The sequence below is a fragment of the Aeromonas sp. SrichE-2G genome, from assembly GCF_017939565.1.
GTDB lineage: Bacteria > Pseudomonadota > Gammaproteobacteria > Enterobacterales > Aeromonadaceae > Aeromonas > Aeromonas taiwanensis.
The window spans coordinates 105,575-118,036 of the sequence record NZ_JAGKRG010000020.1; the positions used below are offsets into that span (position 1 = coordinate 105,575).

8 protein-coding genes, 1 tRNA gene and 1 rRNA gene are annotated in these 12,462 nt (G+C 61.5%); 1 reads left to right on the forward strand and 9 read right to left on the reverse strand.

What is annotated here, in order from left to right; translation table 11 throughout:
* Window positions 1-163 precede the first annotated feature (163 nt).
* Window positions 164-2,314 (forward strand): 5-histidylcysteine sulfoxide synthase, encoded by a 2,151-nt coding sequence (gene ovoA / locus J9885_RS14750; RefSeq protein WP_210549896.1) that lies wholly within the window; start codon window positions 164-166, stop codon window positions 2,312-2,314.
* 57 nt (window positions 2,315-2,371) lie between these two features.
* On the opposite strand, the gene J9885_RS14755 is transcribed toward ovoA, so the two are convergent.
* The 9 genes from J9885_RS14755 to J9885_RS14795 all read right to left on the reverse strand — a co-directional run bounded on the left by J9885_RS14755 (window position 2,372) and on the right by J9885_RS14795 (window position 12,402).
* The gene (locus tag J9885_RS14755; protein ID WP_210549897.1) at window positions 2,372-3,343 is read right to left on the reverse strand and encodes a bile acid:sodium symporter family protein; all 972 of its coding nucleotides are present in this window, start codon (window positions 3,341-3,343) and stop codon (window positions 2,372-2,374) included.
* 262 nt (window positions 3,344-3,605) lie between these two features.
* Window positions 3,606-5,045 (reverse strand): amino acid permease, encoded by a 1,440-nt coding sequence (locus J9885_RS14760; protein ID WP_210549898.1) that lies wholly within the window; start codon window positions 5,043-5,045, stop codon window positions 3,606-3,608.
* A gap of 167 nt (window positions 5,046-5,212) precedes the next feature.
* Window positions 5,213-5,551 carry a tRNA-binding protein gene (locus J9885_RS14765; RefSeq protein WP_033131355.1) on the reverse strand — a complete coding sequence of 113 codons (339 nt, stop codon included), beginning with the start codon at window positions 5,549-5,551 and terminating at the stop codon, window positions 5,213-5,215.
* Window positions 5,552-5,654: 103 nt separating this feature from the next.
* Window positions 5,655-7,100 carry an amino acid permease gene (locus tag J9885_RS14770; RefSeq protein ID WP_210549899.1) on the reverse strand — a complete coding sequence of 482 codons (1,446 nt, stop codon included), beginning with the start codon at window positions 7,098-7,100 and terminating at the stop codon, window positions 5,655-5,657.
* 106 nt (window positions 7,101-7,206) lie between these two features.
* The gene (locus tag J9885_RS14775) at window positions 7,207-7,662 is read right to left on the reverse strand and encodes a beta-galactosidase subunit beta (RefSeq protein ID WP_026458447.1); all 456 of its coding nucleotides are present in this window, start codon (window positions 7,660-7,662) and stop codon (window positions 7,207-7,209) included.
* A complete protein-coding gene (gene ebgA / locus J9885_RS14780; RefSeq protein WP_210549900.1) occupies window positions 7,659-10,733 on the reverse strand; it encodes a beta-galactosidase subunit alpha in 3,075 nt (1,024 codons plus the stop codon). The genes J9885_RS14775 and ebgA overlap by 4 nt, the downstream gene beginning before the upstream one ends.
* A 321-nt stretch (window positions 10,734-11,054) precedes the next feature.
* Window positions 11,055-12,020 (reverse strand): transcriptional regulator EbgR, encoded by a 966-nt coding sequence (gene ebgR / locus J9885_RS14785; protein ID WP_210549901.1) that lies wholly within the window; start codon window positions 12,018-12,020, stop codon window positions 11,055-11,057.
* 160 nt (window positions 12,021-12,180) lie between these two features.
* Window positions 12,181-12,295, reverse strand: a 5S ribosomal RNA gene (rrf, locus tag J9885_RS14790).
* A 31-nt stretch (window positions 12,296-12,326) separates the two neighbouring features.
* Window positions 12,327-12,402: transfer RNA gene (locus J9885_RS14795), tRNA-Thr, on the reverse strand.
* Between the last annotated feature and the right edge of the window lie 60 nt (window positions 12,403-12,462).

The window sequence follows — 12,462 nt, forward strand, 5'->3', positions numbered from 1 at the left end:
GCAAAACTGGCCATGCCCGGACGGGGAGGCGTTTCCCCCGGCGGCCCCCGCCATGGCGGCAGAGATCGACAGTTTTTTGTTGTCGCGCCGGTCTGTTGAGCCAATAGTGATACCTGGTGCGTATAGAGCACTCCATCGATGCATACCAACAAGGAGTCAGAGCGTGACCCAAGCCAGCCACCCCTTCGTCACCCCAGGGGGCCTGCCCGCCCCCACACGAACCCCGCTGTTGACCGGCACGGATCCCGAGCACAAGCGCCGCGAGCTGCTCGCCTACTTCTGCCAGACGTTTGATCTCTATGACTCCCTGTTCGAGTGCCTGGCCGACGAACGCGCCTGGTTTGACAAGGCGATTCCCCTGCGCCACCCGCTCATCTTCTACTACGGCCACACTGCCGCCTTCTTCGTCAACAAGCTGCTGGCGGCCCGCCTCATCGAAGGGCGCCTCGATCCCCGCATCGAGGCCATGGTCGCCATCGGGGTGGACGAGATGAGCTGGGACGATCTCGACGAGACCCACTACGACTGGCCCTCCGTCAGCGAGCTGCGCGCCTATCGCGGCCGGGTAAGGGCCCTGGTGGTCGACTTTATCGAGAAGATGCCGCTCGAACTGCCCATCGGCTGGCAGAGCCCGGCCTGGGTCATCCTGATGGGGATAGAGCACGAGCGCATCCACCTCGAGACCTCCAGCGTGCTGATCCGCCAGCTGCCGCTCGCCTGGGTGCGCAGCCAGCCCCAGTGGCCGGTCTGCCCCGAGGCGCGCCATCGCCGTGACGAAGTGCCTGCCAACACCTTGCTGCCGGTAGCCGGCGGCCGGGTGCGCCTCGGCAAGCAGGACGCCACCTACGGCTGGGACAACGAATACGGCGAGCGCCATATCGAACTGGCCCCCTTCCAGGCCAGCCGCATGCTGGTGAGCAACGCAGAATTTTTCGACTTCGTGCAGGCCGGTGGCTACGAGACCCGCGCCTGGTGGGATGACGAAGGCTGGGGCTGGCGCCAGTATGCCGGGGCGCGCATGCCCACCTTCTGGGTCGGCGATCCCGCCGAGCCCGAACAACTGCAATTGCGGCTGATGACCGGGCAGGTCCCCATGCCCTGGGACTGGCCGGTGGAGGTGAACCAGCTGGAGGCCGCCGCCTTCTGCCGCTGGAAGGCGGATCAGACCGGCCTGCCCGTCCAGCTGCCGAGCGAGGCGGAGTGGATGCTGCTGCGGGAGCAACTGGCCGGCGATCAGCCGGACTGGATCGAGGCACCCGGCAACATCAACCTGGCCCGCTTCGCGTCCTCCTGCCCGGTGGATGCCTGCCCCCAGGGCAGCTTCTTCGATCTGGTGGGCAACGTCTGGCAGTGGACCGGCACCGCCATCGACGGCTTCGAGGGGTTCAAGGTGCATCCCCTCTACGACGACTTCTCCACCCCCACCTTCGATGGCAAACACACCCTGATCAAGGGCGGGAGCTGGATCAGCACCGGCAACGAGGCGCTCAAGTCCTCCCGCTACGCCTTCCGTCGCCACTTCTTCCAGCATGCGGGCTTCCGCTACCTGGTATCCCGCCATCAGGAGCCCGTCATCGTGAACCCCTATGAAACCGACACGCTCGTCGCTCAGTACCTCGACTTCCAGTACGGCCCGAGCCACTTCGGGGTCGCCAACTACGCCGAGGCTCTGGCCAGCCTTGCCAGCGAGCTGTGCAGCCGCCATGAGCGGGCGCTCGACATCGGCTGCGCCACCGGCCGCGCCAGCTTCGAACTGGCCCGCCGCTTCGCCCACGTGGACGGGGTGGACTACTCGGCCCGCTTCATCGACGTGGCCCTGGCGCTCGCCAGCCAGGACAGCTTCCGCTATGCGGTGCCGGTGGAAGGGGAACTGGTGGAGTATTGCGAGGCGCGACTCTCCCGCCATGAGCTCGGCCGCGAGCAGGCCGATCGCGTCCACTTCAGCCAGGGGGATGCCTGCAACCTCAAGCCCAAGTATGCGGACTACGATCTGGTGCTCGCCTCCAACCTCATCGACCGGCTGCGGGAACCCGCCCGCTTCCTGCGGGACATCGCCCCGCGCCTGCGCAGCGGCGGCCTGCTGGTACTCACCAGCCCCTACACCTGGCTGACCGACTACACCCCCAGGGCCAACTGGCTCGGCGGTGTGCGCGAGAACGGCGAGGCCCTCGGCACCTATCAGGCGCTGCAACGGCTGCTGGCGGAGGAGTTCGAGGAGCACATGCCCCCGAGGGACGTCCCCTTCGTCATCCGCGAGACTGCCCGCAAGTATCAGCACACGGTGGCCCAGCTCACCGTCTGGCGCAAACGCTGACAATGCTGCAAACGAAAGAGGGAGGCCCATGGCCTCCCTCTTTTTTATCCGGACGGCTTACCCCTGCTGCGCCTGGGGCACGACCTCCTGCTCACGGTAGCGGCGGGCCAGCACGGCGCACACCATCAGCTGGATCTGGTGGAAGATCATCAGCGGCAGCACCATGACCCCGACGCTGGCGGCCGGGAACATGACGTTGGCCATGGGCACCCCGTTGGCCAGGCTCTTCTTGGAGCCGCAGAAAACGATGGTGATCTCGTCCGCCTTGCCAAAACCGAGGCGGCGGCTGATCCAGACATTCCAGCCCAGCACCAGTGCCAGCAGCACGCAGCTCAGCAGCACGATACTGGCGAGATCGTACCAGCCGACCTGGTGCCAAATCCCCTGCACCACCGCCTCGCTGAAGGCCACATAGACCACCAGCAGGATGGAGCTCTGATCCAGCTTGCCGATGAGCGGGCGATGGCTGTCGACCCAGCGACCGATGAGCGGGCGCGACAGGTGGCCCACCACGAACGGCAGCATCAGCTGCACCATGATGGCCTGAATGGAGTGCCAGGTATCGACCCCCTCCCCCTGCACATTGATCATCAGCCCCACCAGCACAGGCGAGAGGAAGATGCCGAGGATGCTGGAGGCCGAGGCGCTGCACACCGCCGCCGACACATTGCCGCCGGCCATGGAGGTGAAGGCGATGGCTGATTGCACGGTGGCCGGCAGGGCGCACAGGTAAAGGAAACCGAGGTAGATGGCCGGGCTCAGCCAGCTCGGCACCAGCGGCGTGAGCAGCAGCCCCAGCAGCGGGAACAGCACGAAGGTGCTGGCCATCACCACCAGGTGCAGCCGCCAGTGGCCGAGGCCCGCCAGCAGGTTCTGGCGCGACAGCTTGGCGCCATGCATGAAGAACAGCAGCGCCACCGCCAGCTTGGTCAGCAGACCGAACCAGACGGCCACCTGCCCCTCGCAGGGGAAGAAGGAGGCCAGCGCGACCACCACGATCAGTACAGAGGTAAAGGGATCCAGACGCACGAGCGGTCTCCGGTGAAAGCAGATCCCGTCCCCGCGCGGGGCCGGTGATCGGGGACGACAGGAAACACAACAGGAGCTGTGGCGCAGCTCCTGTTGAAACGGATCCCCAGCTTACCCCGATAAACGGGAGGCGCAAAGTTGAGCGACTACCTCATTTGTTTCATTTTGTTAAGCGGAAAAGGGGCCACCCGGAAACCACCCCTGCCCGCGCCTTTCACCAAAAAAACGGGCGACCGAGTCACCCGTTGCTCTTTTGGCTTGCTCAGCTCTGCTTGGCCAGCGTGCCGCTGTCGTTCGCCCCCCTGACCAGCCTGCGGGCCTGCCGCTTCTCGAAGCGGGAGATCCACCAGTAGGCCAGCGCCGAGAAGACCGCCGTCATGAAGACGTTGATGAAGAAGGCGCGCACCAGATCGACCCCCGCCGGGAAGGCGGAGGCACTCATGCTCACCACGAAGATGGCGATCAGCACCGACACCACCGCCATGCCGAATTTGCGCGACCCCATGCGGAACTCGCGGGGAGTGTCGTCATGTTTCCAGCGGAACACGAAGTAGGCCACCATGATGAAGATGGGCGGCAGCATGGCGGTGCCGGCGGTGAGGTTGATGGCGGTGTTCATCATCTGCTGCACCGATTCCGAGCCGAAGCCGTTGACCACCAGCATCGCGAACACGAAGGCAAACTGCCACCAGGCGGCGCGCACCGGCACCCCGTGCTCGTTGAGCTGGGTGGTCTTCTCGCCGTAGACCCCCTTGGGGATCTCGGAGAAGTGGATCTTCACCGGCGCCGAGGTCCACATCATCATGGAACCGAACATGGCGATAAACAGCACCACGCCGACGAAGCGGCCCACCAGCGCCTCGGAGAGCCCGAAGTATTGCGCCATGCCGGTGAAGATCTCCACCATGCCGCCGGCATAGGTGAGGCTCTCGCGCGCCACGAACACGTTCACCAAAAGGGAGCCGAGCGCATACATGGCACCGATCACGATACCTGCGCTGATGATCACCTTGATGAAAGACTTCTGCCCCCCCTTCACGTCATTGAGGTAGGCCGCTGCCGTCTCGGCACCGCCCGCCGCCTGGAAGATCCAGCACATGATACCCAGCGTCGCCCAGTTGACGGTGGGGGTCATGGCCTCCAGCGTAATCGGCTGGGCCGGCACATGGTCACCGCCGAGCGCCATCAGGGCCCCCAGCACATAGATGGCGAACAGGGCAAACACCCCGTAGGCCACTATTTCGGCAATCTTGCCGAGCCAGCTCGCCCCCTTGGTGGAGATGTGGGTCGCCGCCGCAAACAGCACGATGGAGATGACCGAGGTGACCATGGGCGAGAAGCTGTACTCATAGCCCAGCATCGCGTAGGAGGCGTAGGCGATGACGTTGGGCAGCAGGGAGACGAACCAGAACAGGTTCACAAACCAGTAGAGAAACGAGCCCAGATAGGCCATCCGGGTGCCGAGCGGTTTTTTCAGCCAGTCGTACATGCCCGATTCGGAGTTTTTGTTCGCCGAGACGAACTCGGCGATGATGAAGACGAACGGGATGAAGTAGACGAGGGTCGCCAGCAGGAAGATGGGGGCGGAGCTGAGCCCCAGCTCGATGTTGTTGTTGACGATGTTGCGCACGTTGAACACGGCGGCAAAGGTCATCGACAACAGGGCAAACTTGCCTATGGTGCCGCGTACGGATTCAGACATGGTGTCCTCCAGTGGACTCGCGCTCCCTGCGGGTAACGCTGTGACTCTGTGATGTGTTTGGCAAGGGTCTGTCGGCCCTGCGCTTTACTCTCTTGTTATGATCGGGCCGCTTGGGCGGCCTCCTTGGTGAACCGGTGCAGTCTCACCGCACCGGCTCGCAAAACCAGTCAGACGATCGGAGTGCCCGGTGCCATCGGCACCCGCGGCTGCAACAGCACGCTCTGGCTCTCGTCCGGCGTCTCGGCGCAGAGCAACATGCATTCGGAGCGCTCACCGCGCATCTTGGTGGGTTTGAGATTGGTCAGCACCACCACCTGGCTGCCCAGCAGTTCCGCTTCGCTATAGTGGGGCACCAGGCTGGTGACGGTCTGCAGGGGGCGCTCGCCACCCACATCGATCTGGACGATATAGAGCTTGTCGGCGCCCGGGTGGCGCACCACCTCCAGCACCTTGCCCACCTTCATCTCGACTCGCTTGAATTCGGCAAACTCGATCACCTCGCTCATTGTGTTCTTCCTTTTCTTGTTGGGTTTAACGGGGTACGGGTGGCCATCGGCCACCCGCTTTGCTTGTGTTGGCCCCTCGGGCCTGTCTGTTCAGGGACGCGGCTCATGACGCCTGGAGCGACACCTGCGCGGTCGGCTGGGCCTCTTTGGCGCGCGCTTCATCGCTCAGGGAGGCTTCGTATTTGTTGTATTTCCACCAGGCAAAGCCCAGGAAAATCACAATTCCGCCCACGTTGTAGAAGATGATGGTCATGATGTCGGCGCTGGTCGGGAAGGTGGAGGCCAGGAAGCCCACCGCAAAGATGGCGATCAGCACCGAGACCACGGCGATCCCTGTATTGCGTGAGCCCATCTTGAAGTCCCGCGGCAGGTGATCCAGCTTCAGGCGCAGATTCAGGTAGGCCAGCATGATGAACAGCGGCGGCAGCATGGAAGCGGCGGCGGTCATGTTAATCACGGTATTCATCAGATCTTGCGCGGTGTTGGAGCCCAGGGTCGGCACCACCATCAACGGCAGCACGATCAGGTACTGGATCCAGGCTGCACGAGCCGGCACGCCGTTCTCGTTCAGCTCGACCGTCTTCTTGCCAAAGATGCCGGCCGGGATCTCGGAGAAGAAGATCTTCACCGGAGTCGCAGTCCACATCAGCAGGGAGCCGAACATGGCGGTGAAGGAGACCAGACCCACGAAGCGGTTCACCAGAATGGCGGGCAGACCGAAGTAGGAGGCCAGCCCCTCGAACACCTGCACCGAGCCGCCGGTGTATTTCAGGGTATCGCTCGGGACGAAGACGTTAATCAGCAGGGAGGCGATGGAGTAGAGCACGCCGATAAAGATGCCGGCGACGATGATCACCTTGACGAAGGATTTGGAGCCGCCCTTGACGTCGTTGACGTAGACCGCCACCGACTCGGCGCCACCGGCCGCCATAAAGATCCAGGTAGTAATACCCAGGAAGGCCCAGCTGAAATCGGGAACCATGGCTTCCACCGTGATGGGGTCGGCCGGCTGCACGCCGCCGATCAGGGCCGCACCCGCCAGCAGAATGTAGGAGAGAGTCAGCAGCAGCATCAGGGACGAGGTCACCGAGGTGATGGGGCCCAGCATCTTGGCGCCGTTGGTAGAGACATAGGTGGCGAAGGCGAACAGGATCATGCTTAAGAAAGTGGTGGCCAGCGGGGTGAGGATGTACTCGTAACCCAGGAAGGCGTAAGAGGCGTAGGCGATGACCCTCGGCAGCAAAGATGTGAAGAAGAAGAGGTTCACGAACCAGTAGGTGTAGGCGGAGATGAAGGCCCAGCGACCGCCAAGGGAGCTCTTCACCCAGGCATAAACCCCCGCTTCGGAGTTCTTATTCAGTGACACAAATTCCGCAATGATCAGGCAAAACGGAATAAAGTAAAAAATGGTGGCCAGAAAGAACATCGGGGCTGACGCCAGACCGATCTCGATGTTGTTGTTGATGACGTTGTTGAAACTGAATACCGCCGCAAAGGTGAGCGACAGCAAACCGAACTTGCCTATCGTATTCCGTTTGGAATCAGACATGGTGCATCTCCAGACCTGTAGTAGTTGTCTGCGAAAGGGCGGGGCCTGAGCTGTAGGGTGAGCCCCGCGCCTTCCGGCTTTTTATCAGTACAAAATCAGCGGCTTGTTATTTGTTTTTGAAGTAGCCGCCTTCGACGGTGACCTTGATGATCACCTTGCGCACCGGGCCGTCGCCTGCGAAGCGATAGGCCTCATCGTTCTCGAAGATCACCACCTGGCCATTACCGACTTTCTGGCGCTCTCGCACCTCGCCGGCCAGCCACTCGCGGTCTGTGGTGTCGTCGTAAGCCTGTTCGACCCGCAGCTCATTCTTGGCAGCCCACTCCACCGTCTCCTCCCCTTCCAGGTAGTAGTGGACGTCGAAGTAACGACGTTGCCCCTCGAACAATGAGGTGGCCGGGCTGGCCCCCTCCTGCAAGCGGTAGGTGAGGGAGTCACCGATGGAGTGGCAGATCCCCGGCTTGAGGTTGCCAACGTTGTTGATGGCCTCCACGCAACGGCCCCACTTCTTGCCCTCCCGGTAGATGTTTTTGAACAGGGTCAGGTTGTCCAGGGTGATCATGCGAGGTTCCTCCCGCCGTTGATGGTGAGATCGAGCCCGGCCAGCGCAGCCGGATTGAGGTTGCCACGGGCAATGGGCAGCAGGGTCAGGCCGAAGCTGAACGGCTCGAAGCGCACCCGCCAGGAGTCCAACACCTCGGAGCCCCAGGAGTTGGAACCGAGCCCCAGCACCTTGTGATCCAGGTTGAGAGTGAGATAGCCACTCGGTTCCAGCTCGTTGATGTGCTGCGCCGCGTGGATGTGCTCCCAGCTGTAGGGCCAGACGCTCAGGTTGATGGGGGCATCGGGCCGCACGTAGAGACCGGCGCCGTGACGGTTGGTCAGGGTTGCCCAGCGCACCTGCTGACGGTTGCCGTTGTCCTGCGGGAAGGGGTAGTGCTCCCACATCTCGCCCACCGTGCTCTGGAAGCAGTCGATCCAGTTGCTCTGGCGGCTGTCCAGATAGTTCTCGCCCGGGCCCATGCCGTAGTAGTGCACCCGGTCGAGATCCTGGCGAATACCCAGCTCGAAACCGATCTTGGGGATGATGTCGTCATAACCACCGTAGGGCTGACCGGAAAGGGCCACGTGCAGCTGGCCGTTCGGGCTCAGGGTGTAGACGTAGCGGCAGCGCATGCCGAAGTCGAACACCGGCGGCGCGATCAGGCTTTCCACCGTCACCTCGACCGCGTCACCGAGCTGACGCCAGCTCAGAGTACGGAAGTGCTCCTGCATGATCTGCAGGTGGTTCGGGTGCCACAGGCTCTCGTACTCCTGCTTGTGGTTGTCGATCATCGGCTTGAAGAAGGTGAGACGCGGTGCTCGCTCGATGAGCTCATTGCCATCCTGCTGCCAGCTCACCAGCTTGCCGTCGAGGCGCGAGAAGCGCAGGGCAAAACCGCTGCCACTCAGGGTCAGCGCGAGCCGCTCGTCGGCAATCTGCAACGGGGTAGCGTTGGGGTTGGCAAAGGGTTGCAGCTGACGGGTCGACTCTTTGAGCTGGAACTGGTACTGGCCCAGCTCGTGCTCCGCCGCACTGTAGCGGGTAGCGCTGGCCTTGATGACCCGCAGCTGGACGAAGGTCTCCCGCCCATCGAGGGATGGCAGTTCGAGCTGCAGCTCTGCGGTGGCACCGGGAGCAATCCCTTCCAGCCGGATTTGCTGGCTGGCCAGCAGTTCACCTTCGGCCTTAACTTCGACCAGCAGGCGGATATCGTCGAGAGTGGAGAACCAGTAGCGGTTTTCCACCGCCAGCTTGCCGCTCGCCAGATCCAGCGCGCGCACCTTGACCGGGCAGATCACCTGCTTGTATTCGCGCAGGCCAGGCCCCGGAGTCTGATCCGGATAGATGAGGCCATCCATGCAGAAGTTGTAGTTGTTGGGGTAGTCGCCGAAGTCGCCGCCGTACTTGTAGACAGGGCGGCCCTGTTCGTCCTGATCCAGAATGCCGTGATCGCACCACTCCCAGATGTAGTGACCCTGAATGTGGGGATGACGGTCGAACACCTGCTGATATTCGCTGAGGCCACCCGGACCGTTGCCCATGGCGTGGGCGTATTCGCAGAGGATGCGTGGCTTCGCCATCGGGAACTCGCCGAAGCAGTTCATCTGGGAGACGCGCGAATACATGGTGCTGACCACATCCACCACCTCGGCATCGCGATCCTCTTCGTAGTGCACCAGCCGGGTCGGGTCGATCCCCTTGCAGCGCTGGTACATGGCCCTGATGTTGCAGCCGTAGCCGGACTCGTTGCCCAGCGACCAGATGATGATGGAGGGGTGGTTCTTCTGGGCGTGAACGTGGCGCTCGATGCGATCCACGAACACCGGCTCCCAGAAAGGATCGTCGGTGATGCGGCTGAGGTCGCCGACGTTGGCAAAACCGTGAGTCTCGACGTCGGTCTCCGCCATCACGAACAGACCGTACTGGTCGCACAGCTCATAGAAGCGCGGGTCGTTCGGGTAGTGGGCGGTGCGCACCGAGTTGAGGTTGTGCTGCTTCATCAGCACGATATCGCGCTCCACCCGATCCATGCCGACGGCGCGGCTCTTGAGGTGGTCGTTGTCGTGACGGTTCACTCCGTGCAGCTTGAGATAGCGGCCATTGACGTAGAAGAGGCCGTCCTTAATCTTGATCTCGCGCACCCCGACCCGCTGCGGGATCACCTCCAGCAGCTCGCCCTGACCGTTGTAGAGGGAGAGTTGCAACTGATAGAGGTAGGGATCTTCGGCGCTCCACAGATGGGGGTTGGTCAGATCCAGCGTGAAACGGCAGTCGAACTTGCCGTCGATGGCGAGATTGTCGAGCGAGCCGCTGGCGATCTCGCTGCCCTGATCCAGCAGTGACCAGACCAGACGGTGATCCTTGGTCGACTCACCCAGATTTTCCAGCTGGATGTCGCAGCTCAGGGTGGCGCTCTGGTTGTCATCGGCCAGCGCGGTCTGGATGAAGAAGTCCTGCACATGGACCGCCGGTTTGCCCACCAGGTAGACGTCGCGGAAGATCCCTGCCATCCACCACATGTCCTGATCTTCGATGTAGGTGGAGTCGGCCCACTGCATCACCCGCACCGAGAGCAGGTTCTCGCCGGTTTTGGTATAGGCGCTGATGTCGAATTCGGCGGTGAGGCGGCTCCCCTTGCTGAAGCCAACGTAGTGGCCGTTTACATAGACCTCGAAGTAGGTCTCCACCCCGTCAAACTTGATGATCACCTGCTCGCCGTCCCAGGCCGGGCTCAGCACGAAGCTGCGCTGATAGGCGCCGGTGGGGTTGTTGGTCGGCACGAAGGGCACATCAATGGGGAAGGGAAAACCTTCGTCGGTGTACTGCAGCTGGCCATGTCCTTCCATCTGCCACATGTTGGGCACGGTGATCTGGCCCCACTCGTTCATGGGACTGTGATAGAAGGCCTCCGGCACCTGCAGGGGGTGGTCGAAGTAGTGGAACTGCCACTGGCCGCTAAGGCTCAGAAAACGGCGGCTCAGCTCCCGCTGCATGGTGACCGCCAGCCCGTGGTCGGCATAAGAGAAGAAGTAGGCGCGCGGGGCCAGCCTGTTTTCACCAACAAATTGGGCGTTTTCCCAGTTATTCACATGTCCTCCCGGAACAAGGCAACTTTGACTGGGTAAACTCTAGATAAAAATTTACTAAATATCAGTTTTGGATCGGTAAAGTTTTAACCTGATCACAATGGCTGGATGGTTTTGTGAGCGAGATCAGAAGCGGAGGATAAAAGAAGGTGGAGCAGAGAGGGCTGGCATGGATGTTGACGAGCACAGGTTTACTGACAATTAATTCCATATATAACAATATGATACTAGTTCTTTGGCTACTGATGGGAAAGAGATTTACCAGGAAGAGCTGCCGCACCACTGCAAGATGGTGCGGCTAAAACCCATTTCATTTTACTAAAACTACCGAGTGGTACCACGCAGAGTCAATTTGCTCGGTACCAGCACCCGCAGCGGGATATCCCGCTCGTCACGCAGCCTTTCAACCAGCAGATTGACCCCCTGGGAGCCCATCAACTCGGAGTGGATCCGCACCGTGGAGAGCGGCGGGAAGGTGAACTTGGCGGTAGGGATATCGTTGACGCTGATAAGCTCGATCTGCTGGGGAATAGCCAGCCCCTTCTCGTGTATGGCACGCAGCACGCCGATGGCGATGGAGTCAGAGGCAACGAACAGCGCCCTGGGCCAGTCGCCGGCCAGCATCTCCTTCGCCAGCGTGTAGCCGGAGGCACTGGAGAAATCCCCGCGATAGAGATCCTGCTCCTGCACCACCCCCAGCCGCTGCCCGTAGTCGAGAAACGCAAGCTCCCGCAGATCGGGCCCATCGTCCTGGCCACCGATATAACCGATGCGCTGATGGCCCTGGGCGATGAAGAAATCCACCACCTGCTGGCTGATGAGCGCCAGATCCACGTCGACCGAGTCGAACTCCCCCCGGGAGCGGCAATCGACGAACACCAGCTGGGCAGAGAGGGAGTGAAGCGCGGCGAGACGTTCCTCGGGCAGATGCCCGATGACCAGGATGCCGTCGACGGCGGAGAGCTCACGCCCTTCCGCACCGCTGTAGCAGTGGGTCAACTCGATATTGAGGCGGGCACACTGGCTCTCGATGCCGTAGCGGATGGCGAGGTAATAGGGGTCGTTGACCTCTGTGCTCTGCGGGTAGGCATAGACCGCCAGGAAATGCAGCTTGCTCTTGTGTACCCCTTTGCGGGCACTGCTGGTCTTGTACTCCAGACGCTCGGCAATCTCGAAGATCCGCTGTCTGGTCTCTTCCTTGACGCTCAGGCTGGGATCCTCGTTCAGCACCCGGGATACGGTCGCGAGCGAGACGCCCGCCTCCTGTGCAATTTCCTTCAACGTAGCCATCAATACCTCGCTGGCAGCATCACGTGTTAATCGGCAACGGCTAAAGAGTAACGAGCAATTCCTTGATAGCCCAGCGTTTTTACTAAAAAACCGCCAGAAGAGAGGGTGATGGCAGAAACGCAAAAAGGCCTCCCGAATGGGAGGCCTCTTCTAAATAGGTGCCTGACAGTGTCCTACTCTCGCATGGCGAATGCCACACTACCATCGGCGCTACCGCGTTTCACTTCTGAGTTCGGCATGGGTTCAGGTGGTTCCACGGCGCTAATGCCGTCAGGCAAAAAGCGTTTAAAGCTGCTTACTTAAAAATGGTGCTGATACCCAGAATCGAACTGGGGACCTCATCCTTACCAAGGATGCGCTCTACCGACTGAGCCATATCAGCACACTAACCGGTAAAGACCACGCTCAGTGCGCAATCTTGAAATGGGTGCCTGGCAGTGTC